The 23,039-nt window shown below is 71.6% G+C and carries 23 protein-coding genes and 1 pseudogene; 19 read left to right on the top strand and 5 right to left on the bottom strand.

Annotated elements, in window-relative coordinates; translation table 11 throughout:
- Positions 1–15 precede the first annotated feature (15 nt).
- From ACLJQM_RS46505 to ACLJQM_RS46495, 3 genes are all read left to right on the top strand, one after another.
- Positions 16–912 (top strand): MBL fold metallo-hydrolase, encoded by an 897-nt coding sequence (locus ACLJQM_RS46505; protein WP_410636462.1) that lies wholly within the window; start codon positions 16–18, stop codon positions 910–912.
- A gap of 61 nt (positions 913–973) precedes the next feature.
- Positions 974–1,486, top strand: coding sequence for an RNA polymerase sigma factor (locus ACLJQM_RS46500; protein ID WP_247024491.1), 513 nt, complete (start codon positions 974–976; stop codon positions 1,484–1,486).
- Between the two features lie 16 nt (positions 1,487–1,502).
- Entirely contained in the window at positions 1,503–1,952 is a 450-nt protein-coding gene (locus ACLJQM_RS46495; RefSeq protein ID WP_360781671.1) for a peroxiredoxin family protein, read from the top strand.
- Here the strand turns inward: ACLJQM_RS46495 and ACLJQM_RS46490 are convergent.
- Positions 1,949–2,788, bottom strand: a complete 840-nt coding sequence (locus ACLJQM_RS46490; protein ID WP_360781669.1) for an LLM class F420-dependent oxidoreductase — start codon at positions 2,786–2,788, stop codon at positions 1,949–1,951. The genes ACLJQM_RS46495 and ACLJQM_RS46490 overlap by 4 nt on opposite strands.
- 75 nt (positions 2,789–2,863) lie before the next feature.
- On the opposite strand from ACLJQM_RS46490, the gene ligA reads away from it, so the two are divergent.
- Positions 2,864–4,855 carry an NAD-dependent DNA ligase LigA gene (gene ligA, locus ACLJQM_RS46485; RefSeq protein ID WP_410636461.1) on the top strand — a complete coding sequence of 664 codons (1,992 nt, stop codon included), beginning with the start codon at positions 2,864–2,866 and terminating at the stop codon, positions 4,853–4,855.
- Between the two features lie 81 nt (positions 4,856–4,936).
- Complete coding sequence (locus ACLJQM_RS46480) at positions 4,937–5,374, top strand: hypothetical protein (protein ID WP_410636460.1); 438 nt, start codon at positions 4,937–4,939, stop codon at positions 5,372–5,374.
- 12 nt (positions 5,375–5,386) lie between these two features.
- Here ACLJQM_RS46480 and ACLJQM_RS46475 read toward each other — a convergent pair whose 3' ends face one another.
- Together ACLJQM_RS46475 and ACLJQM_RS46470 are read right to left on the bottom strand one after the other, a co-directional pair.
- A complete protein-coding gene (locus ACLJQM_RS46475) occupies positions 5,387–7,570 on the bottom strand; it encodes a WD40 repeat domain-containing protein (protein ID WP_410636535.1) in 2,184 nt (727 codons plus the stop codon).
- A 252-nt stretch (positions 7,571–7,822) separates the two neighbouring features.
- Positions 7,823–8,992 (bottom strand): annotated as a pseudogene (locus ACLJQM_RS46470) (ATP-binding protein); the annotation flags it as partial.
- A gap of 81 nt (positions 8,993–9,073) precedes the next feature.
- On the opposite strand from ACLJQM_RS46470, the gene ACLJQM_RS46465 reads away from it, so the two are divergent.
- Positions 9,074–9,214, top strand: a complete 141-nt coding sequence (locus ACLJQM_RS46465) for a hypothetical protein (RefSeq protein ID WP_410636459.1) — start codon at positions 9,074–9,076, stop codon at positions 9,212–9,214.
- A 319-nt stretch (positions 9,215–9,533) separates the two neighbouring features.
- Entirely contained in the window at positions 9,534–10,082 is a 549-nt protein-coding gene (locus ACLJQM_RS46460; RefSeq protein ID WP_410636458.1) for a hypothetical protein, read from the top strand.
- Positions 10,083–10,154: 72 nt separating this feature from the next.
- On the opposite strand, the gene ACLJQM_RS46455 is transcribed toward ACLJQM_RS46460, so the two are convergent.
- Positions 10,155–10,496 carry a hypothetical protein gene (locus tag ACLJQM_RS46455; RefSeq protein ID WP_360783823.1) on the bottom strand — a complete coding sequence of 114 codons (342 nt, stop codon included), beginning with the start codon at positions 10,494–10,496 and terminating at the stop codon, positions 10,155–10,157.
- Positions 10,497–10,788: 292 nt separating this feature from the next.
- Here ACLJQM_RS46455 and fabG point away from each other — a divergent pair, with 292 nt between their 5' ends.
- The 11 genes from fabG (at position 10,789) to ACLJQM_RS46400 (ending at position 21,690) form a co-directional block, all read left to right on the top strand.
- A complete protein-coding gene (gene fabG / locus ACLJQM_RS46450) occupies positions 10,789–11,550 on the top strand; it encodes a 3-oxoacyl-ACP reductase FabG (RefSeq protein WP_410636457.1) in 762 nt (253 codons plus the stop codon).
- Positions 11,551–11,557: 7 nt separating this feature from the next.
- Positions 11,558–12,010 (top strand): MaoC family dehydratase, encoded by a 453-nt coding sequence (locus ACLJQM_RS46445; RefSeq protein WP_247024500.1) that lies wholly within the window; start codon positions 11,558–11,560, stop codon positions 12,008–12,010.
- A gap of 109 nt (positions 12,011–12,119) precedes the next feature.
- Entirely contained in the window at positions 12,120–13,145 is a 1,026-nt protein-coding gene (locus tag ACLJQM_RS46440) for a phosphotransferase family protein (protein WP_360783819.1), read from the top strand.
- A complete protein-coding gene (locus ACLJQM_RS46435; protein WP_360783816.1) occupies positions 13,146–14,369 on the top strand; it encodes an acyl-CoA dehydrogenase family protein in 1,224 nt (407 codons plus the stop codon).
- Positions 14,366–15,550, top strand: a complete 1,185-nt coding sequence (locus ACLJQM_RS46430) for an acyl-CoA dehydrogenase family protein (protein WP_360783813.1) — start codon at positions 14,366–14,368, stop codon at positions 15,548–15,550. The genes ACLJQM_RS46435 and ACLJQM_RS46430 overlap by 4 nt, the downstream gene beginning before the upstream one ends.
- Entirely contained in the window at positions 15,547–16,641 is a 1,095-nt protein-coding gene (locus ACLJQM_RS46425; protein ID WP_410636456.1) for an acyl-CoA dehydrogenase family protein, read from the top strand. The genes ACLJQM_RS46430 and ACLJQM_RS46425 overlap by 4 nt, the downstream gene beginning before the upstream one ends.
- Before the next feature lie 98 nt (positions 16,642–16,739).
- A complete protein-coding gene (locus ACLJQM_RS46420; RefSeq protein WP_410636455.1) occupies positions 16,740–17,870 on the top strand; it encodes a sensor histidine kinase in 1,131 nt (376 codons plus the stop codon).
- Positions 17,871–17,938: 68 nt separating this feature from the next.
- A complete protein-coding gene (locus tag ACLJQM_RS46415; protein ID WP_410636454.1) occupies positions 17,939–19,264 on the top strand; it encodes a hypothetical protein in 1,326 nt (441 codons plus the stop codon).
- On the top strand, positions 19,249–19,899 hold the full coding sequence (locus tag ACLJQM_RS46410) for a response regulator transcription factor (RefSeq protein WP_360783801.1): 651 nt from the start codon (positions 19,249–19,251) through the stop codon (positions 19,897–19,899). The genes ACLJQM_RS46415 and ACLJQM_RS46410 overlap by 16 nt, the downstream gene beginning before the upstream one ends.
- A gap of 170 nt (positions 19,900–20,069) precedes the next feature.
- Entirely contained in the window at positions 20,070–20,684 is a 615-nt protein-coding gene (locus tag ACLJQM_RS46405) for a hypothetical protein (protein WP_247024508.1), read from the top strand.
- Between the two features lie 133 nt (positions 20,685–20,817).
- On the top strand, positions 20,818–21,690 hold the full coding sequence (locus tag ACLJQM_RS46400) for an alpha/beta fold hydrolase (RefSeq protein ID WP_360783795.1): 873 nt from the start codon (positions 20,818–20,820) through the stop codon (positions 21,688–21,690).
- Here the strand turns inward: ACLJQM_RS46400 and ACLJQM_RS46395 are convergent.
- On the bottom strand, positions 21,653–22,141 hold the full coding sequence (locus ACLJQM_RS46395) for an SRPBCC family protein (RefSeq protein WP_410636453.1): 489 nt from the start codon (positions 22,139–22,141) through the stop codon (positions 21,653–21,655). The two genes, ACLJQM_RS46400 and ACLJQM_RS46395, sit on opposite strands and share 38 nt — an antisense overlap.
- Before the next feature lie 77 nt (positions 22,142–22,218).
- On the opposite strand from ACLJQM_RS46395, the gene ACLJQM_RS46390 reads away from it, so the two are divergent.
- On the top strand, positions 22,219–22,905 hold the full coding sequence (locus ACLJQM_RS46390) for a TetR family transcriptional regulator (RefSeq protein ID WP_410636452.1): 687 nt from the start codon (positions 22,219–22,221) through the stop codon (positions 22,903–22,905).
- The last annotated feature ends 134 nt before the right edge of the window (positions 22,906–23,039 follow it).

The raw sequence follows: 23,039 nt of genomic DNA, 5'->3' as shown, positions 1-23,039 counted from the left end.
TCCTAACGTCGTGTCATGCACATCGGTGAAGTCGAAGTCGTGAAAGTCGTCGAGTGGGCGGGTGAGATCGCGCCGGCGCGGACCATCGTCCCCAGCCCGCCCGAACTGTGGACGGACAACGCCGGCTGGCTCGCGCCGGACCACTGGAACCCGGCGACCGGCGGTTACCGCGGCGCGGTCCAGACGTGGGTGCTGCGCAGCGAGGGCCGCGTGATCCTGGTCGACACCGGCGTCGGCAACGGCCGGGACCGCCCGCAGATCCCGCTGTTCGACCACCTGGCCACGCCGTTCCTCGACCGCCTCGCCGAAGCCGGCGTCCGGCCCGAGGACGTCGACGTCGTCGTCAACACGCACATCCACTACGACCACGTCGGCTGGAACACCGAGCGGCGCGACGGCGAGTGGGTGCCGGCCTTCCCGCGGGCGACCTACCTGATCCCCCGCCCGGACCAGGTGTACTTCGACCCGCGCAACGCCCACCGCCGTCCGGTGCCGCGCACCGCGAACGACCAGGTGCGCCGGGAAGGCAGCCTGCTCGTCTACGCCGACAGCGTCGCGCCCGTGCTCGGCCGAGCGGAACTGTGGGAAGGCAGCCACCGCATCGACCGCAACCTCACCCTGGAAGCCGCGCCCGGCCACACGCCCGGGTCGTCGGTGCTGCGCGTCGCGTCCGGCACGGACCGCGCGGTGTTCGTCGGCGACCTGCTGCACAGCCCGGTGCAGATCCTCGAACCGGAGCACAGCAGCTGCTTCTGCGAGGACCCGCGCCAGGCCGCCGTCACCCGGCGGGGCATCCTCGAACGCGCGGCCGACGCCGGCGAACTCGTCGTCCCGGCGCACTTCGCGGGCCCGGGCGCGGCCGAGGTCCGCCGCGACGGCAGCCGGTTCGCGATCCGCCGCTGGGCGGGGTGAATCCTTTCGGCGGGCCGGGCCCTCTCATGGGTGTCGTCGTCGAACCAGGAGGGAGCGCCGGATGGGGTGGGTCAGCGAGCAGCTCGTCGAAGCCGCGCAAGGAGGGGACCTCGAGTCGCTCACCGCGGTGGTGCACGGGGCGCACCCGCACGTGCGGCGCTTCGCCGACCACCTCTGCGCGTCGCCGCAGGACGCCGAGGACGCGGCCCAGGAGGCGCTGATCGTCCTCTACCGCAAGATCGGCTCCCTGCGCGCGACGGCGGCGCTCGCCTCCTGGATGTTCCGGATCGTCCGGAACGAATGCCTGCGCCGCACCCGGCGGCTCCTGGACACCGGCGCCGAGCCCGACCCCGGGCTCGCGGACTCGGCCGAGGACGAAGCGCTCAAGCGGCTCGAAGCCGAGCGCGTCGCACGGGCGATCCAGGCGCTGCCCGACGTCCAGCGGCGGGTGCTGGTGCTGCGCGACGTCCTGGGCCACCCGGGACGGGCGGTCGCCGACTCGCTCGGCCTCAGCACGGCGGCGATGAAGTCCCACCTGCACCGGGCGCGGACCGCGGTCCGCGCCCGGTTGTGACCCGAAAGGACACTCCGTGCTCGAACCCGGAACACCCGTCCCGCACCTGGAGCTGGAAGACACGGCGGGGCGCCGCGTCGACCTCGGCGGCCACGCGGTGCTGCTCTACTTCATGCGCTCGACGACCTGCCCGGTCTGCCGTCGGCACGTCCGCGACCTCGCCGAGAACGCGGAGACCCTGGCGGCCGACGGCGTCCGCGTCCTCATCGCCGTCCCCGAAGACCGCGAGACGGCGGCCGCGTGGCGGGCGAAGCAGGACATCCCGTTCCCGGTCGTCACCGGCCGCGGCGCCCACGAGTCGGTCGGCCTGGGCCGGGCGGTCTTCGGCGCGCTGCAGCGCTCGGGCAGCGTGCTCGTCGACGCGGACGGCGTCGTCCGCCACGCCCACGGCGCCACCCTGCCGACGGGCAGCTACGACAAGCAGGGCATCACGGCGGCCGTCGCGGCGCTGCGCACCCCGGCTTAGCGCAGCGGCTCGAGGGCCTTCGCCAGCGGCTCCAGCACCGCCGGGGTGTGCGGCGGCGGCAGGTACACGATCGCCAGGTCCAGCCCTGCCTCGCCGAGCGCCTCCGCCTCGGCGGCGACCTTCGCGTAGTCGCCGTCGGGGCCGAGCCGGACGTGCGAAGACAGCGTGATCTCGCCCGGGTCGCGCCCGATGTCCGCGCAGTGGGCGTGCAGCACGTCACGCTTGTGGGCGAATTCTTCGGGCGTCCCGCCGACGAAGTTCCAGTGCTGGGCGTACTTCGCGGTCGTGCGCAGGGTGCGCTTCTCGCCGCTGCCGCCGATGCAGATCGGCGGGTGCGGCGTCTGCACGGCCTTCGGCTCGCAGCGGGCGTCGGTGAGCTGGTAGTGCTCGCCCTGGAACGTCGTGGTCTCCTGCGTCAGCAGCCCGACGAGGACCTCGCACGCCTCCTCGAACCGGTCGCTGCGCTCCTTGACCGTGCCGAGCTGCATGCCGTACGCGCCGGACTCCTCTTCGTTCCAGCCCGCGCCGATGCCGATCTCGAGCCGGCCGCCGGAGACGATGTCGAGCGTGGCGGCCATGTTCGCCAGCAGCGCGGGGTGGCGGTAGTGGATGCCGCTGACCAGCGTGCCCACCCGGAGCCGCTTCGTGGCCTGCGCGAGCGCGGTGAGCGTCACCCAGCCCTCCAGGCACGGCCCGGAGGAGTCGGAGAAGATCGGGTAGAAGTGGTCGAACGTCCAGCCGGATTCGAACAGCTCGATCTCGTCGGCGGCCTGCCACACGGCGAGCATGTCCGCCCATTCGGTGTTCTGGGGCGAAGTCTTGATGGCGAATCGCATGATCTTCATCGTAAGCCTGGAGCTCCTCCAGCACGGTCGGAGTTTTTGTCGGTGGCCCCCGGTAACGTCCTCCCCGTGAACGCTCAGGAACGCATCCAGGAACTCGCCGACCGCATCGTGGTGCTGCGTGACGCCTACTACCGGGGCTCGCCGCTGGTGGCGGACGCGGAGTACGACGCGGTCGAGGACGAGCTCCGGAGCCTGATCGGGGCGAACCCGGAGCTCGCGCCCGACCCGAACCCGCTCGACCAGGTGGGCGCGCCGGCGGTGCTGCACGCGCCGATCCGGCACTCGCGCCCGATGCTGTCGCTGGAGAAGGCGACCAAGCCCGAGCAGGTCGCCGCGTTCTTCGACCGCTTCCCCGGCCAGCCGGTGGTGGTCATGCCGAAGCTGGACGGCCTTTCGCTGGCCGTCGTGTACGAGAACGGCAGGCTGGCGCGCGCGGTCACCCGCGGCGACGGCACAACGGGTGACGACGTCACGGTGCTGGTGCGCGCGCTGACCGACGGCATTCCCGATCGGGTGGACGCGCCGGGCCGCGTCGAAGTCCGCGGCGAGGCCGTCATGCTGCGGTCGACGTTCGCGGCCTACAACACCGCGCACCCGGACAAGCCGCTGATCAACCCGCGCAACGCCGCGGCGGGCACGCTGCGCGCCAAGGATCCCGCCACGGTCGCCGAGCGGCGGCTGCGGTTCTTCGCGTTCGACCTGCACACCGACCCCGACATCGCGGCCACCGACCTCGGGAGCGCGCTGGCGGCGCTCGGGTTCACGGCCGCCGACATGCGGCACTGCGCCGACGCCGAAGCCGCGCAGGCCGCGATCACCACCATCGAACAGCAGCGCAACGAACTGGACTACGACCTCGACGGCGCCGTGCTGCGGCTCGCCGATCGCGATGCGTACGCGGCGGCCGGCACCCGGTCGAGCTCGCCGCGTGGCGCGCTGGCGTTCAAGTTCGCCGCCGAGGAGAAGACCACCGTGCTGGCCGACGTGGTCTGGGACGTCGGCAAGACTGGCAAGATCGCCCCGGTGGCGTGGCTGGAGCCGGTGTTCGTGGGCGGCACGACGGTCACCCGCGCCACGCTGGCGAACCAGGAGGTGATCCGCGCCCGCGGCATCAAGATCGGCGACACCGTGCTGGTGCGCCGCGCGGGTGACGTCATCCCGTTCGTCGCCGGCGTCCTCGACGCCTCGAAGCGCACGGGCGCCGAGCGGGAGATCGTCCCGCCGGACGCGTGCCCGTCGTGCGGGCAGCCGCTGACCGAGCAGGGCAACAGCCGCGAACTGTTCTGCACCAACGTTTCCTGCCCGGCGCAGACCGTACGCCGGCTGATCCACTGGGCGTCGCGCGCAGCGGCGGACATCGACGCCATCGGCGGGGTGTGGATCGAACGCCTGGCGGAGGCGGGGATCCTGGAGCACCCGTCGGACTTCTACGGCCTGACGAAGGAAAGGCTCCTGGAGTTCGACCGCGTCGGCGAGGTCTCGGCCACGCGGATGGTCGAGTCGATCGACGCGAGCCGCGCGGTCGGCCTCCGCCGCGCGCTGATCGGCCTGGCGATCCCGATGGCGTCCGAGGGCACGGCGGCCCGCCTGTGCCGCGCCGGCTTCGCGTCGCTGGAAGCAGTCGCCGAAGCGGGCGAGGAAGGGCTCGTGGCGGTGGAGGACATCGGCCCGAAGGTCGCGGCCTCGCTGATCGAGCACCTCACCCGCCTGCGCCCCGAACTCGAGCGCCTGCGGAAGGCCGGCGTCTCCCTGGACGTCCGCGAAGAGGACCTGCCCCCGGTCGTCGCGGCCGGCGCGCCCCTGGCGGGCAAGACGGTGGTGGTGACGGGTTCGATCAGCGACCCGCGCTCGGGCGAGAAGGTGCCCCGCCCGACGTTCCAGCGCCTGTGCGAAAAGGCAGGCGCCACCACGGCTTCCTCGGTCTCGGCGAGCACGGACTTCCTCATCACGGGCGCCGACGTCGGAGCGAGCAAGCTGACCAAGGCCGAAAAGCTCGGTGTCGAGGTCGTCGACCAGAGCACGATCTGGACCCAGCTGATCGAGGCGGGCATCGTGTAGCCGGGGGTGGTCACCCAGTCGTGGCGGGCGTGCCGGGACGACACTGGGCGGGTACATCGCCGCGTCCGGGAGGAACCCACGATGACGACCGACCCGCTGTTCGCCCGCCAGCTAGCCGTCCACACGTTGCTGATCGCCCGCGGCTGGCACCTGGCAGGCGGCCGCGACCCGGGCCACGACCCCTTCGCCGACGACCCCACAGCAGGCTGGCACTACCCCGCCAGCTTCGGCGGCCGCCAGATGAACGAGGTGGCGACGACAACCCCGGTCCGCCTCCAGAGCTACTTCACGTTCGACGGCAGAGCCAACGAAACGTTCGCCCTGGTCCCGGCGGGCAACCTCCACACCAACGGCTGCCCCACCCACGACACGGCGGAGCAGTTCGTCCCCTTCACCCCTGCCGGAGAGGCCGACCTGGACCGCATCGCGTCGCTGCTCGACGAACTGGAACCGCAGGCGGAATCCCTCGACCCCCGAGCAGCAATCGAATGCCTGTACTTCGGCCCCTGCACCCACTGACCGGGCCCGCGGTCACGGATCGAGCTCGTGCTCACATGGCGCCTTGTAGGGAATTTCGTCGGAAACGTATTGATGCCACCGTTCCGGGGTGAGGATGTTGCGGGTGGCAGCGCACAGCCGGGCGATGGCTTGCCCTGCGTCCAGCGTCCAGATCCTGAGGGTCTCGTCCGCACTTCCGCTGAGAAGGATGTTGTCGCGGCTGAACTCGACGCTGCGGTAGTCGAGTGCGGGTCCGGTGAGGGCTTGGTCGGTGGTGGCGTGTCCGGGATCGGTGAGGTCCCACAGCTGGATGGTCTGGTCGCTGCTGGCGCTGGCCAATGTGCGGCTGTCGGAGCTGAAGGCCAGGGAACGAACCGAGTCGGTGTGACCGATGAGAGGCGGCCCTGACTGCTTCGCATGTCCGGGGTCGGCGACGTCCCACAGACGCACAGTCTGGTCGGCGCCACCGGTCGCGAGGGTACGGCCGTCGGGGCTGAAGGTGACGGCGAGGATCTCGTTGGTGTGCCCGATCAGCGGTTCACCGTCGAGGACGGGCCGAGCGGGGTCCGCGATGTCCCAGAGCTGAACAGTCTGGTCGGCACCCGCGCTGGCCAGGATGCGACCGCCAGGGCTGAACGTCGCCGCGTGACCCGAGAACGGGCGCCCCAGTGCGACGGGACGTCCCGGCATGGTGACGTTCCAGAGGCGCACGGTGTCGTTGCCGCTGGTGGTGACGAGCATGGTCCCGTCGGGGCTGAAGTCCACCGAATCGAGCTGCTTGACGGAAACCGCCAGCGGAAGCCCGAGACGGACGGGGCGCGCCGGGTTCGCGAGATCCCACAACCGGACCTTTCCGTCCCCGCCGGCGGTCGCGAGAAGATGGCCGTCAGGGCCGAAGGCCAGCGCGTTCACGGACTTGGCGGACACGTCCAAGGGGTCACCCAGGCGCCCGGGACGCGACGGGTTCGAGAGGTCCCACAGCCGGACCGTTCCGTCGCCGCCGGCACTGGCCGCGAGGTGACCGCCAGGGCTCACGACCACGGAGTTGACCGGTTCGACGTGCCCGATCAGGGTGGTGTCGGGCAGGTTCCAGAGCCGGATGGTGTGGTCGTCCCCCGCCGTGGACAGGGTGCGGTTGTCGGGGCTGAACCCGACCGATCCGACCGCTCCGATGTGGCCGGTCAGGGGCCTGCCCAGCGGGACGGGGTGCGCGGGGTTGGTGATGTTCCACAGCCGGACGGTGCTGTCGCCGGAAGCGCTGGCCAGCAGCTGGCCGTTCGGACTGATGGCCACCGAGTACACCGCGCCGGTATGACCGAGCAAGGGGCCGCCGAGGGGCGTGGGGCGGACGGGGTCGGTGACGTTCCACAACCGGACCGCCCGGTCGCGGCCGGCACTGACGAGCACGTGGCCGTCGGGGCTGAAGGTGACAGCTTGGGCGAAGTCCGTGTGCGCCGGGATCGGCTTGCCCAGCCGCACGGGACCGCCTGAGTGGGTGAGATTCCAAAGACGGAGGGTCCCGTCGCTGTTGGCGGTGGCCAGGGTGTGCCCATCGGGGCTGAAGGTCACCGAGTAGGCGATTCCGACGGGGCCGGGGAGCACCGGTGTGACCAGTGTCGGGCGGGTGAGGTCGGCGATGTCCCAAAGCCGGACGGTGCCGTCGTCGTTGGCGGAAGCCAGGGTGTCGCCGCTGGGGCTGAACGCCACCGAATAGACGATTCCCGGGTAGTTCATGACGGTGTGCGGGATGGCGACCGGGTGAACCGGATCCTGGACCTTCCACAGCCGCACGCTCCCGTCGCTGCCCGCGCTGGCCAGGGTGTGACCGTCCGGGCTGAACGCCACGGCGTTGACGGCGTCGGCGTGACCGGGCAACGGTGGCCCGATCGGCACGGGCCGGGTCAGGTCGCCGATGTTCCAGAGCCGCACGGTCCCGTCGCCGCTGCCGCTGGCGAGCACCGGGCCGGCCGGGCTGAACGCCGTGGTGTGGACGGCAGCGGTGTGGCCGGTGAGCGGCGTGGACAACGGAAGATTCTCCGTGGTGAGCAGATTCGTGTGGAGAGCGTGGTCGTCGGGCTGCATGCGGTAGGCCGTGAGATCCAGCTGCGCGGCCAGCGAAGCGTCGGCGCCACGGATGCGGTCGGCTTGCGCCACCACGTGGCCGAAGATCGCGGCTTCGCGCAGTGCTGCCGCTGCGCTGTTCTGCTGGTACGCCACACCCACCGCTCCCGAAGCGGACAGTGCGAGGACTGCCAGCAGCGCGAAGACACCGCGGCGCACCCTGACCTTGCTCCGCTGGTACCGGCTGGACTCCGCGAGGAACTCGTGCGCCAGCGGACTGACGTCGTCGGCGTAGTCGCGCCGCCACTCGAGCAAGCCGTCGAGCCGATTGCCGACGACGAGAACCTCCGCGTCGCGGCCGTCGTTTTCCCACCGCGCGGCGGCTTCCTCGAGTTCCTGGCGCTTGAGGTTGCCGACCCGGTCGGCGTCGACCCAGCCGTGCAGCAGCGGCCACGCGCGAAGGAGTGCTTCGTGCGTGATCTCGACGGTGTGCTCGGTTTGCGTGATCAGGCGGGCTTGGGTGAACTCGTCCAGGACGGTGGCGACCTGCTGCGGGTCGGCGGTGTGCGTGAGGATCTCGGTACGCGGCACGCGCAGCCGGGTGTCGTCCATGCCGTCACCGATCTTGACGAGACGCAGGAACACCGTGCGGGCGATCCGCTGCTCATCGGCGCCCAAGGCGGCGAAGACGCGATCGGCGCTCGTCGCGACAGCGTGCTCGATCCCACCGGTGGCGCGATACCCTTCGACGGTCAGGGTTCGGCCGTGCCGTTCGCGCCAAGTCGCGCGGAGCGCGTGAGCCAGCAGCGGCAGCCGACCCGCTTCGTACCCCGCGCCGGTGTCGGTGGCCGAAGTCGCGCCGAGGTCGCGCAGCAGCAGGTCGACCAGACCAGGCTCGATGCGCAGATTCGCACGCGCGGCCGGATTGACGATCGCCTCGCGCAGCCCCTGTTGTGACAGCGGTCCGACGAATATTTGGTCGTGCTGCAATGCCCGGCACAACTGCGGGTGGTCGGCGCACTGGGAATAGAAGTCGGTCCGCAGGCCGCAGACGACCAGCGCCGGGTCCCGATGGCCGGGCCCGCTCTGCGCCAGCCGGGAGACCAGGTCGACGAACCGTTCTCGCTCGGCCTTGTCCCGGCACATCGTGAACAGTTCCTCCAGCTGGTCCACGATGAGTACCAGCCGGGCGTTTTCCCGCTCGACGGCCGAAGCTCGTCGCCGAAGAACCTGGTGTACCCGGCGCAGGCAGTCGTCCGGCACCCCCGCGATCCTCGAGGCCTCGTCAAGGGTGACGTCCAGGAACCCGGCGATCTCCGCGGCCAAGGCAGTCATGGGCTGGGAAGAAGGCGTGAGGACCCAGCGGGGCCAGTCCCGGGAACCCGGCAGCGCGCCGGCTTCCAGCCGGGAAACCAAGCCGGCCTGCAACAGCGACGATTTCCCGGCACCCGAAGGAGCCACGACCATCAGCAGACCGCCGGCACCCTGCAACCGCCGATCCAGGCGGCCGAGGAGTTCGGCCGCCAGGCAATCCCGGCCGAAGAACCAGTCATGCTGCTCCGCCCGGAACGGCGCCATTCCCGTCGGGTAAGGGCACACGGCGGCCGGGACATCTGTGTGCGCCCGCCTCACACCGGCGGAGCTGTCACCGTAGTGCTCGTGCCGCTCGACGGAAAGATCGCGACCGGCGAGGTAAACGTCACCGTCGATGTCCCGCGCCTGGAACGCCGCACCGTGCACCGAACCGTCGATCCGGTTGCGCGTCTGCCGTTCGTCCGGTTCTTCACAATCCTGCGCTGAAGTCAAAATTGTTCACCAATTGAATACTAGTGCCGTGTCGTGCAACGGTGGCCAGGTATTTCGTGCGGTGGATCTTCGAGTCGACCGGAATTGGATCTTGGTACGGCGATTCCAATTGCACCAGCGTACACAGCCGTCGATCGCGACTTCCGCCCCGGTCGCAGGCGCACCCCCCGCCGGCAACCATGCGCCGTTCGGGTGACCGCGATCCAGACCGCTAAACCGAACGTCACCCAGCGCGTGTCCTCGACGCGGCCGCAGTCGGAGCCGCATACGCGACGAACCGGAAGTCTGGTTCGTACCGAGGGAGGAATCGGAAATGACAGTTTCCTGGAAACGCTGCATCGTGGGCTTGGCCGCTGCGGCGGCAAGCGCGTCGGCACTGCTGGCCACAGCCGCTCCGGCCGGGGCGGCGACGCCCGGCGCCGCACCGGGCGGGATCCAGGTCGAGGCGGTCGACAGTGCCACGCCGGTGACGGTGGCGGACCTCGTCAGCGCCCACCCGGAGAGCGTCGCCTCGACCCTCTACTGCGCCGTGCGGGACAACACCTTCGGCTGCCAGCAGGGCACGCCGGGCGACGGGCTGGTGGTCAGCATCCTGTACTACGACGCGAACTTCACCGGCTCCCAGGTCGTCATCTTCAACCCGGCCTACCAGGTCGGCTGCACGTCGGGAACGAGCGACAACGAGGGCGGCGCGAACCTCGGGACCGCGGCCAACCAGATCAGCTCGGCGCGGACCTACCACTCCTGTGACGTCAAGCTGTTCGACGGGAACAACGCGACCGGCACGGCCACCGGCTGGCTGGACGCGCCCGGCAGCCTGGGGTCGATGAACGACCGCGCCAACTCCTTCAAGATCTCCTGATCGGCGCCACCGCCGAACAGCAGAGGTGACCGCCGTAGGGCGGCGTCCGCGCGGACGCCGCCCCACGGCAGCTCAACGGAATTCGTGCACGACCTCGATCGGGCCGGCCAGGTGCGCGTTGAACTCGGCGAGCTCCTCCGCCGGCACCCACAACTCCAGGATCGTCCTGCCGCCGGCCTGCTGGACCGGATAGCGCTCGAGGAACTCCGACTCGACCCGGAAGCGGGTGACGTAGCCGACCCCGTGGTGCGGCACGTTCCAATCGCGGGCGATCTTGATCGCGTACTCCTCGTTGAGCACGGGGTAGAAGATCGGTTGCTCGGGCAGCCGGGGCGGCCATGCGCGCCAGCCGGACTCCCGGAGAAGTTCCAGTTCCTCCGGACCGGTCGGCCGCCACAGCACAGTGGTCGGCACTACCTCCTCCTGAACCACCGTGCACCCCTTCGCACTCCGTCGTTTCACCGGCGCCGGAGCCTAGCGAGACGGCCGGCCTCGCTACCAGCCGATTTCCGGCGATCTCGGGTCGCCGGATCGCCCTCGCCGGCGCGAGTCCACCGCGTCAGGTGACCGGTCCGCCCCGGATCCCTGGCTATGATCCTGCGCATGGTGACACCACACCGGGGCTGATCCCGCGTATCGTCTGGTGACCAACTGCTTAGTAGGCTCGCGGGCACGAGCCCGCTTCTCAACGACGAGGAGGTCCCCCGTGACCGATTCCCCTTCCCGTGTCGCCGTGGTCACCGGTGCCGGCCGCGGTATTGGTGCCGCTGTGGCCGCGCGGCTGGCCGATGACGGCTTCGCCGTCGGGCTGCTGGATCTGGACGAGGCCGGTGTCAAGCAGGGCGCCGAGGCGATCGTCGCGAAGGGTGGCAAGGCCGTCGGTGTCGCGCTGGACGTCAGTGACGCCGAGCAGGTCGAGGCGGCCGTCGGGCGGGTGGCCGACGAGCTCGGGCCGCCCGTCGTGCTGGTCAACAACGCCGGCATCACCCGGGACAACCTGATCTTCAAGATGACCGAGCAGGACTGGGACTCCGTGCTCGGCGTGCACCTCAAGGGGTCGTTCCTGATGACCCGCGCGGTGCAGAAGCACATGACGCAGGAGAAGTACGGCCGGATCGTCAACCTGTCGAGCACGTCGGCGCTGGGCAACCGCGGGCAGGTCAACTACTCCGCCGCCAAGGCCGGCATGCAGGGGTTCACCAAGACCCTCGCCATCGAGCTGGGCAAGTTCAACGTCACCGCGAACGCGATCGCGCCGGGGTTCATCGCCACCGACATGACCGCCGCGACCGCCGAGCGGATCGGCATGAGCTTCGAAGACTTCAAGGCCGCCGCCGCGTCGCAGATCCCGGTGCAGCGCGTCGGCACGCCCGAGGACATCGCCAACCTGACGTCGTTCCTGGTCAGCGAGGGGGCCGGGTTCGTGTCCGGCCAGGTCATCTACGTCGCCGGCGGACCGAAGGACTGAGGCCGAGATGCGGGAGTTCCAGAACCTCGACGAGTTCGCCGCCGCGGTCGGCGAGCACCTCGGGTACAGCGAGTGGCTGACCGTCACGCAGGACCGGGTGAACCAGTTCGCCGACGCCACCGACGACCACCAGTGGATCCACGTCGACGAGCCGATGGCGGCCGCCGGCCCGTTCGGCGGCACGATCGCACACGGCTTCCTGACGCTTTCGCTGCTCTCGGCGTTCGGCCCGAAGATCTACAAGGTCAACGGCATCAAGATGGGCATCAACTACGGCCTCAACAAGGTGCGCTTCCCGCAGCCGGTGAAGGTCGGCTCGAAGGTGCGCGCCGGTGCCGAACTGGCGGAGATCACCGACATCCCGGGCGGCAAGCAGGCGGTGTCGAAGTGGACGGTCGAGATCGACGGCGAGGCGAAGCCCGCTTGCGTCGCCGAATGGGTGACGCGGTTCCTCGCGTGACGCCCCCGGGAGGCGTCACTTTCGTAGGGAAAGTGACGCTTCCCGGTGCTCTCTGTACGTCATACCGACTAGTCGGTATGCTCCCCCGCAGAACGCTTGAGGAGGCACGATGAGCCGCACCGACCCGCCGGGTCTCGACCTGGGCCGCCTGCGCGCCCACCTGGACGCGCACCGGCCGGGCCTGGTCGCCGGGGAGCTGACCGCGGACGTCGTGGAGGGCGGCCGGTCGAACCTCACCTACGTGGTCGGCGACGGCCGCTCGCGCTGGGTGGTCCGCCGCCCGCCGCTCGGGCACGTGCTGCCCACCGCGCACGACATGACCCGCGAGTTCCGGGTGATCTCGGGCCTGCGCGACACCGCCGTGCCGGTCCCCGAGGCGATCCTGCTCTGCGAGGACGCGGACGTCGTCGGCGCGCAGTTCTACGTCATGAGCTTCGTCGAGGGCACGCCCTACCGGACCGCCGACGAGCTCGCGAAGCTCGGCGAGCAGCGCACGCGGGCGATCGCCGACGCGCTGGTCGACACGCTCGTCGACCTGCACGCCGTCGACCCGGCCGACGTCGGGCTCGCCGACTTCGGCCGCCCTGAGGGCTTCCTCGAGCGGCAGCTGCGGCGGTGGAAGAAGCAGCTCGACGCCTCCCGCAGCCGCGACCTGCCCGGCATCGAAGAGCTGCACGACCGGCTCGCCGTAGCGGTGCCGGTGTCCGGCAAGCCGTCGATCATCCACGGCGATTACCGGCTCGACAACGTCCTCGTCGACACCGGCGACGACATCTCCGCGGTGCTCGACTGGGAGATGTCGACGCTGGGCGACCCGCTCACCGACCTCGCGCTGCTGGTGGCCTACGCCGAGCGTGACAAGGTGTCGCTGCAGTTCGTCTCCAACGCCAGTTCGGCGCCGGGTTACCCGACGACCGACGAGGTCGTGGTCCGCTACGCCGAGCGCTCGGGCCGGGACGTCTCGCAGCTGAACTGGTACGTCAGCTTCGCGTTCTTCAAGCTGGCCGTGATCCTGGAAGGCATCCACTACCGCCACAGCAAGGGCCAGACGGTCGGCGCGGGCTTCGAGGGCGTCGGGGCCGGTGTCCCGCTGCTCATCTCGCACGGCAACGAGATTCTCAAAGAGGAGAAGTAAATGGACTTCGCGTTCGACGAGAAGACCGAGGAGCTGCGCGGAAAGCTCCTCGAGTTCATGGATTCGCACGTCTACCCCGCCGAGCCCGTGTTCGAGCAGCAGCTCGCCGAACGCGAAGACCCCTGGGCCATCCCGCCGGTCATGGACGAGCTCAAGGCCGAGGCGCGCAAGCGCGGCCTGTGGAACTTCTTCCTGCCCGGTGACCACGGCGCCGGCCTGACGAACCTGCAGTACGCGCCGCTGGCCGAGATCACCGGCCGCAGCATCCGGCTGGCGCCGACCGCGCTCAACTGCGCCGCACCGGACACCGGGAACATGGAAGTGCTGGCCATGTTCGGCAACGAGCAGCAGCAGAAGCAGTGGCTGGAACCCTTGCTGGCCGGGGAGATCCGCTCCGCGTTCGCGATGACCGAGCCGGACGTCGCCTCCTCCGACGCCCGCAACATCGAGACCGCGATCCGGCGCGACGGCGACGAGTACGTCGTCAACGGCCGCAAGTGGTACATCTCCGGCGCGATGAACCCCGCGTGCCAGATCTTCATCGTGATGGGCAAGACGGACCCGGAAGCCGCGCCGCACAAGCAGCAGAGCATGATCCTGATCCCGCGCGACACCCCGGGCCTGACGGTCAAGCGCGGCATGCACGTCTTCGGCTACGACGACAGCGACCACGGCGGGCACGCCGAGGTGATCTTCGAAAACGTCCGCGTGCCGGTCGAAAACCTCATCGCCGGCGAGGGCGACGGCTTCGCGATCGCCCAGGCCCGCCTCGGCCCGGGCCGGATCCACCACTGCATGCGCGCCATCGGCATGGCCGAGCGCGCGCTGGAGCTCATGTGCCGCCGCGCGATCTCGCGCGAGGCGTTCGGCAAGCCGATCGCGCAGCAGGGCGTCGTGCAGGACTGGATCGCCGAGTCGCGGGTGAAGATCGAGCAGCAGCGGCTCCTGGTGCTGAAGACCGCGTGGCTGATGGACACCGTCGGCAACCAGGGCGCGCACACCGAGATCCAGGCGATCAAGATCTCCACCCCGATCACCGTCGAGTGGATCCTCGACAAGGCCGTGCAGGTGCACGGCGCGGGCGGCGTCAGCCAGGACTTCCCGCTGGCCGCGATGTGGGCCGGGAACCGCACGCTGCGGCTGGCCGACGGGCCGGACGAGGTCCACAAGCGCTCGCTGGCCCGCCGTGAACTGAAGAAGTACCTCTCGGAGGGCGCGAAGTGACTGTCACCGCCGAAGACCTGACCCGTCAGGCGACCGAGTTCCTGGCCGCGCACGACCCGGCCACGACGGACCGGATGGACTTCCTGCGGGCCCGGTTCGACGCCGGGCTCGCCTGGATCCACTTCCCCGCCGGCCTCGGCGGGCAGAACGCGCCGCGCGCGCTGCAGTCCGTTGTGGACGGTGTGTTCGCCGACGCGGGCGCGCCGGACAACAACCCGCGCCGGATCGGCATCGGTCTCGGCATGGCCGCGCCGACCATCCTCGCCTTCGGCACGCCGGAGCAGCGCGAGCGTTTCCTGCGTCCACTGTGGACCGGCGACGAGGTGTGGTGCCAGCTGTTCTCCGAGCCGGGCGCCGGTTCCGACCTCGCCGCGCTGGGCACCCGCGCCGTCCGCGACGGCGACGACTGGATCGTCACCGGGCAGAAGGTCTGGACGTCGGGCGCGCACGAGTCGCAGTGGGCGATCCTGGTCACCCGCACCGACCCGGACGTGCCGAAGCACCAGGGCATGACGTACTTCCTGTGCGACATGACCGCACCCGGCGTCGAGGTCCGGCCGCTGCGCCAGATCACCGGCGAGGCCGAGTTCAACGAGGTCTTCCTGACCGAGGTCCGGATCCCGGACACCCAGCGCCTCGGCGCGGTCGGCGAGGGCTGGAAGGTCGCGCAGACGACGCTGATGAACGAGCGCGTCGCGATCGGCGGGCACGTCCAGCCGCGTGAAGGCGGGCTCATCGGGATCGTCGCGAAGACCTGGCGCGAGCGGCCCGAGCTGCGCACCCCGGAGCTGCGTGACCGGCTCGTGCAGCGCTGGGTCGAGGCCGAAACGCTGCGGCTGGCCGGCACCCGGCTGCGCCAGCAGCTGACGGCGGGCGCGCCCGGCCCGGAGGGTTCGGCCATGAAGGTCGCGTTCTCGGAGCTGAACCAGGCGCTCACCGGCCTGGAGGTCGAGCTGCTCGGCGAAGAGGGCCTGGCCTACGACGACTGGTCGTTCCGGCGCCCGGCGATCGTCGACTTCACCGGCCGCGAAGCCGGCTACCGCTACCTGCGCGCGAAGGGGAACTCCATCGAGGGCGGCACCTCGGAGGTCCTGCGCAACATCATCGCCGAGCGCGTGCTGGGGCTGCCCTCGGAGCCGCGTGTCGACAAGGACGTCGCCTGGAAGGACCTCCCCCGATGACTGACCTGCTGTACTCGGACGTCGAGGAAGACCTGCGGGCTTCGGTCCGGGACCTGCTGAAGGACAAGGCCGGCGCCGAGGCGTTGCTGGCGCGGATCGAGACGGCCGAGGGTTACGACCTGAAGCTGTGGCGCACGCTGGCCGACGAGGTCGGCGTGGCCGGGCTGGCGATACCCGAGGAGCTGGGCGGGCACGGCGCGTCGGCCCGCGAGGTCGCCGTGGTGGCCGAGGAACTGGGCCGCAGCGTGGCGCCGGTGCCGTTCCTGGGCAGCGTGGTGCTGGCGACGACGGCGCTGGTGGCCGTCGGCGCCCGCGAGTTCGTCGGCAAGCTCGCGGCGGGGCAGGCGATCGGTGCGCTGGCCGTGCCGCTGACGACGGCGCCGGGCGCGGGCTTCCCGTCGTCGGTGACCGCGTCCGCCGCCGGAACGCTGAGCGGGCGGGTCGGCACGGTGGCGGACGCGTCGGTGGCGGACCTGCTCGTCGTCCCGGCCGCCGGCCCGGACGGCCCCGCGCTGTACGTCGTCGAGGCTTCGGCGGCGACGGTGTCGGAGCTGACGTCGTTCGACCTGACCCGGCGCGTGGCCGACGTGTCGCTTGCGGACGCGCCGGCGGTGCTGGTGGCTTCGGGACCGGACGCGGCCGCGGCGCTGGAGCAGGCGTTGCTGTTCGGGGCGGGCATCCTCGCGTCGGAGCAGACGGGCGTCGCCGAGTGGGCGTTGACGGAGACGGTGGCCTACCTCAAGGGCCGCTACCAGTTCGGCCGCCCGGTCGGCGGGTTCCAGTCGCTGAAGCACCGGCTGGCGAACCTGTACACGGACCTGGTGCTGGCCCGCGCGACGGCCCGCAACGCGGCGGACGCGCTCGCCACGGGCACCGACGTGCCGATCGCGGTGGCGGTCGCCCAGGCCCGCAACGCGCCGATCGCGGTGAAGGCCGTCGAAGAGGCGATCCAGCTGCACGGCGGCATCGGGATGACGTGGGAGCACCCGGCGCACCTGTACCTCAAGCGCGCCAAGGCGGACGAGCTGGCGCTGGGCACGCCCGGCCGGCACCGCGCCCGCCTGGCGGACCTGGTGAACCTGCCCGCCTGACCCCCGTTCGTGAAGGCCACCCCGGTTCCTCGAGGTGGCCTTCACGGCGTCAGCTGGTAGAAACGGGCTGACCGATTTCCGCCGTTCCCGGGAGCGCGATGACCACCAGCCCGGCCGGCTCGGTGGAATCCCAGCTCCGCGCCTCGGTCGCCCAGTTCGCCGGCCCCGCCCGGGCCGTCGCGACCGGGATCGTCGGCGTCTTCGGCGTCGTGGCCACCCCCGGCGGCGCGCTCCCGCTCGCGTTCGCCCTGCTCGCGCTGACGTTCGGCGCGGGCGTCGCCGACGTCCTCGCCGGGCGGCGCACGTCGTTCGCGTTGTCCGTGCTGCGCGCGGGTGCGGTGTGCGCCGCCCAGCCGTGGCTCACGTCGGTGCCCGGCGAGGCGAGCCTGTGGGCGGTCAACGTCCTGACGATCACGGCGATCACGTGGCAGTGGGAGCACCCGCCGCGGCTCACCGGGCCGGCGCTGGTGGCGCTGCTCGTGGTCGGAGCCGTGGCGGGCCTCGGCGCGTGGCTGCCGGTGGTGCCGCGGGTGGTGGTGGAGACGGTGCTGGCCCGCCTCGCGTACGTCCTCCTGAGCCGAGCGGCCGCCCGCACCGACGCGGCCCGCGCGGAACAGGCGGCGGTCGAGCAGGCGGAGGCCCTCAGCCGCGACCGGCGGCGGCGCGAGCGTGAGTACCTGGCCCTCCTGCACGACACGGCTTCGGCGACGTTCCTGGCGGTGGCTTCGGGCGCGACGACCGACCCGGCGGCGGTAGCGGGCTACGCGGCCCACGACCTGGCGATCTTGACCGGCGGGGAGGGTCCGGTCGACCTCGAAGCCGGGTTGCGCATGGTGTCTTCGGGGCGCGCGCTGCGGGTGGAGGCGGTGTGGGAGGAGGTCCCGCAGGTCCCGGCCGCGGCGGCGCTCGCCCTGGTGCGGGCAGCGGAGGAGGCGCTTCGCAACGCGGAGCGGCACTCGGGCGCGTCGTCGGTCGCGGTGCGCCTGGCGCCGACGCCCGGTGGCGTGGAGGTGACGGTGGCGGACGCCGGCGTCGGGTTCGCCCCGGCGGAGGTCCCGTTGTCCCGCCGGGGCGTGCGGGGGTCGGTGGTGGAACGGATGCGCGCGGCCGGAGGGACGGCGGAGGTCACTTCGCGGCCGGGCGAGGGAACGACGGTGACGCTGAGGTGGTGCCGCGAGGCATCGGCTCGGCCTGCGGATGCTGCGGCTTCGAGGCGGCCCCATGGCTGAACCCACCGGCCGGTTCGCCGCGGCCGCCACCGGACCAGCGCTTGAGCGCGCAGCACTGTGGCGGCCACATGCCTGACACGCCACCCGAGCCGACCGGCGCCGCCTCGGCGAAGCGGCTCAGCGCCGCAACGCCCCCCGAACCCGCTGCCCCTCCGAGGCAGCTCGCGGCCGAGCCCACCAGCGCCACTCCGCCGAGGCAGCCCGGCGGCGCAGCACCACCCGAACCCGCCGTCGCGCCCACCTCGCTGGGGCAGCTCCCAGCCGAACCAGCCAGCGCTACCCGACCAAGGCCGTCCACCCCGCCGGGGCGGCCGGCCGAACCCGCGGTCCGGCTTGCCGCTGCCATCCGGATCGTCCTGCTCGGGGTCACCGCCGTCATCCAGCCCGGTCTCGGGCTCGCTCCCCTGCTGCGTCACCAGTCCGCCTACCGGCCGCCCCTCGCCGCGGATCTCGCGTTCCTCGTCCTCGCCGGCGTCACCGTGACCTGTGCCTGGTGGGTGCTGCGCCGGAAGCCCCTCCCCCTGGCGGTTTCCGTCGTCGGCACCCTCGTCGTCCTCGCCGCCTCCTCCGTCGCCACCGCCGCGCTGCCGCCCGACTCCTTCTTCCGCGAACCGCACTGGTCGTTCGGGCTCGTCGGGTGGCACCTGCTCGTCCTGCTCGCCGACCGCCTGCCGGCGTTGCTGACCGCGCTCGCGCTGCACGTCGGGGCCAGTGTTGCCCAGTTCCTGGTCGCCGGGCCCGTTGCGCGGACCGAGTTCGGGGATGCCGCCATCGTGCTGTTCGGCGTGACCGTCTTCCAGGTCGCCGTCGCCGGGCTGTTCGGGTTGCTCGACCGGCGCTCGAACGAAGCCGCCGCCGCGGCCGCCGAACGGGATCGGCTCGCCACCCGGGCCGCCGTTGCCGCGCAGGCCGGGGAGGCGCTGCGGACCGGGTTCGCCGAGCAGCTCGGGGCGACCCTGCCGTTGCTGGCCGGGCTCGCCGACGGGACCGTCGACCCCCGCACGGCCGAGGCGCGCGCCCGGTGCGGGCTGGCCGCCGCGCAGCTGCGGCGGCTCTTCGCCGAGAACGACGACGTGCCCGATCCGCTCGTGCACGAGGTCACCGCCTGCCTCGACGTCGCCGAGCGGCGCGGGGTCGCGGTGGCGCTCGCCGTCAGCGGGGATCCCGTCGACGTGCCGGCGCCCGCGCGGCGGGAGCTGACCGGGCCCGTGCTCACCGCGCTGGCCGCCGCCCGGACGCGGGCCCGGGTGAGCGTGCTGCGGACGCCCGAACTGGTCCGCGTCGCGGTCGTCGCGGACGGCACCTCCGAATTCAGCGGATCGGCGGCGGTCCCCGTCGCGTCCCACTCGCGAGACGGACAGACCTGGATGGAGGCGCGGTGGCGACCCGAGTGACGGCCGTCGTGGTCGACGACCACCCGGCGGTGCGCGCCGGCGTGGCGTACTGGCTGGCCGCCGGCGACCCGCCGATCGACGTCGTCGCGGACGGCGAAGACGTCAAGGCCGCTTGGCTGGGCGCGGGCGCGGCCGCCGACGTGGTCATCTTCGACCTGCACCTGGGCGGCCCCGCGCCGGCGTTCGGCGACCTGCGGCGGCTCGCCGAAGCCGGGCGCCGGGTCGTCGTCTACTCGATGCGCGCGGACGACGACGTCGCCTTGCAGTGCCTCGAGCTCGGCGCGCTGTGCTACCTGACGAAGGCCGAGGGCGCCGACCACCTGGTGGAGGCGACGCGGGCGGCGGCGCAGGACCGGCCGTACACGCCGCCGTCGCTGGCCGGGGCGCTCGCCGGGGACCGGTCGGAGGCGCGGCCGGCGCTGTCGGCGCGGGAAGCCGAGGTGCTCGTCGAATGGTTCCAGTCCGAGTCGAAGGAGTTCGTCGCGCACCGGCTCGGGATCTCGGCCAGCACGGTGAACTCGCACCTCGAGCGGATCCGCGTCAAGTACGCGCGCATCGGCCGCGAGGCGCCGACCAAGGCCGCGCTCGTCGCGCGCGCCATCCAGGACGGCCTGATCGGCGTCGACGATCTGTGACCTCCGTGTGGTGCGAACAGCCCACACCGGCGGCGCGGCGCGCGGGTTAGCGTCCCGCTGACGGAGCCGCGAGGGCACCCCGCCGGGTCGCCGCGACTGTCCTGGGGGCGGCCGCGGCGCTCCGGCTCCGCCCCGCCGGAACCCGTCCGGCGGGTTGTTCGAGGAGATCCATGAAGCACGTCCGCACCACCGCCCTGCTCGCCGCCGCCTTCTTCCTTTCCGCGTGCGGTAGCGAGTCCGGCCAAGCGGTGCCCGCCACCCCGACCGAGACCCCGGCGGCCCCCACGTCGGCCTCCTCCGAGTCATCGTCGACGGCTGCCGCCGCGCCGGTGGGCGACGTCACCAAGCCGGGCACCGAACTCAAGCTCGGCGAGCGCGCGGTGGTCCCGTTCAAGTACGGCACGACCAAGTCCGGCACCATCGCGATCACCGTGACGGCGATCGACAAGGGCGCCAACGCCGACCTCGCTAAGTACGGCGACAAGGCGAAGGGGATCACGCCGTTCTACCTGCGCGCGACGGTCGAGAACGTCGACGGCGCCGACCTGTCCTACGCCTCGGTGAGCCTGCGCGCCCTCGGCGCCGACGGCCGCTCGACCGGCGTGATCATCACCGGCAGCACCGACGGCTGCAAGTCCGCCACCGCGGGCAAGGACTTCACGACGGCGGGCGCCAAGTTCGAGACCTGCACCCTGCAGGGCGCCCGCGAGGGCTCGGCGGTGGAAGCGGCGACGTTCGACAAGGGCGACGGCTACGACAAGTCCCCGGTGGTCTGGAAGAACTGACCACCCCCAGGCCACGGAATTTTCGCTCAGATGAGCGAAAATTCTGTGAGCCAGGCCACCCGGAAGGCAAAAGGGTGGCAAAAGTGCCCTTCTCCCCATGGCTCTCCCGGGCGGCCCGTTCTAGCCTGGCGCCATGGAATTCGCCGTCGCGTCGACGGGTGCGCTGGAAGAATTGACGATCGCCGTCGGGGATCGGCGGCACAGTGCGCTTGCGGCCGGGCCTGAACGCGGGGAGCTCGTGCTGTTCCTGCACGGGTGGCCCGAGTTCGCCGATGCCTGGACCGAGCAGCTGCACGCGCTCGGGGAGGCCGGTTACCGGGCCGTGGCCGTCGACCAGCGGGGGTACTCGGCCGGGGCGCGGCCGGACGGGGTCGAGCACTACACCCTCGATCAGCTGGTCGGGGACGCCCTCGCCTTCGCCGGCAGCCAGGGCGCCGAGCGGTTCCACCTGGTCGCCCGCGACTGGGGTGGCATGATCGCCTGGGCGCTGGCCACCTCGTACCCGGAGCGGCTGCGGTCCCTCACCGTGCTCTCCACGCCCCACCCCGCGGCGCTGCGGCGGGCGGCCGCGACCGACGACGGGCAGTTCCACGACCTCGGGTACATCCGGTTCTTCCGGCGCGGTGTCGGCAAAGCCGAGAAATACCTCTTACGCGACGAAGCCACCCAATTACGCGCTGTTTACAGCCGGCGGATTCCGGTCGAAATCGTCGAACGTTCGATCGCGCGCCTTTCCGAACCGGGCGCGCTGACCGCGACGCTGAATTGGTACCGCGGCGCCACCGACGACGATTTCGACATCCCGGCGGGCCGGATCACCGTGCCGACGCTCTACCTCTGGGGCCGCGAGGACCCCTACCTCGGCCAGAGCGCCGCCGAGCTGACCGTGCACCACATCGACGCCGAGTACCGGTTCCAGATCCTCGAGGGCGCGAGCCAGTGGATGGCGATGGAGGCCCCGGACGAGGTCATCGCCCTGCTGCTGGACCACGTCGGGCGGCACTGACCCGCAGCGCCCCGGTGTCGTCGAGGTCGGCGAGCAAGGCGGGCAGCCCGGTGGTGAGCATCCGGCGCCGGACCGCGCCGAGCAGCTTGGCCATGGCGAACCCGCCGAGGCCGGTGAAGCCGGTGTGGTGGTAGGTGAAGCGGGTCCCCGCCGGGGTGGGTTCCAGCAGGTAGCGGACCTCGCTCGGCGGCTCCCCTTCGGCGCCGACCCACGTGTAGCGCAGCAGTTCCCGCTCGCGGACCTCCAGCACCTCGCAGTCGACGATCCCGCGCCAGCCGGGCATCGGCTTGGCGACGAACCGGAAGTGGTTGCCGACCTCGGGCTCGAACCCGACCGCGCGGGCACCCTTCCCGGTCGACGTCCAGTACGGGATCAGGTCCGGGTCGGTCATCGCACGCCAGACCTTCACGGGCGGGTGCGGGTAGTCGCGGACGATGTGGATCTCGGACACGAGGGCCTCCAGGAAAGTTCAGCAGCTATAAAATTACTGTAGCAGAACTTTTCGGGTGGCTGAAGTACAGTGATCAGGTGACGACCACCGAGACCGGCGGCCTGCGTGAACGCAAGAAGCGGGCGATGCGGCAGCAGCTGTCCGACACCGCCGCGCGGATGTTCCTCGAACGCGGCTTCGACGCCGTGCGCGTGGCCGACGTCGGCGAGGCGTGCGGCGTGTCCGAGAAGACCGTCTTCAACTACTTCCCGAGCAAGGAAGCCCTGCTCCTGGACCGGCTCGAGGCGACGGCCGACGCGATGCGCGCGCGCCTCGCGGACCCGGTGATCCCGCCGGTCGAGGCGATGCTGGCGGTCCTCGACGACGAACTGGACGGCCTCGTCGAGAACCTCGCCGCCGACGCCGCACCCGATCGGGCGCTGGCGCAGTACCGGCGGTTCGGCGACCTGATCCGCGACACCCCGTCGCTGCGCGCGTACCGGAGCGACGTCGCCGACCGGTTCGCCGACCTCGCCGCCGAAGTGCTCGCCACCCGGACCGGCCGGCGCCCGGAGGACCCCGAACCCCAGATCGTCGCGGCCACCCTCGTCGGCCTGTGGCGGGTTCAGTTCCGCGCCCTGCGGACCCACCTGCGGCCCGGCGTTCCGCTGCCGGACGCGATCGACGCCGTCACCCGGGAAGTCCGCCGCGCCGCCCGGCTCGCCGAGACCGGGCTGGCCGGGTACGGGCGGCCCCACCCCGGCGCCCCGCCGCGGCCCTCGTGAGGCAGCCCTAGCTGTATTGGCCATGGAGGTTGGGTACGGGGCGACACGTGATCGGATGATCTTGGTGTGAGGGAGGGCCTCCGGGTTCGGTGTGGATTGCGACGTCTACACCGATCAACGGAGGCCCTCGTGAC

Source organism: Amycolatopsis sp. cmx-4-83 (genome assembly GCF_046548815.1).
GTDB classification, from domain to species: Bacteria; Actinomycetota; Actinomycetes; order Mycobacteriales; family Pseudonocardiaceae; genus Amycolatopsis; species Amycolatopsis pretoriensis_A.
This window is presented reverse-complemented; position numbering and strand designations above follow the sequence as displayed.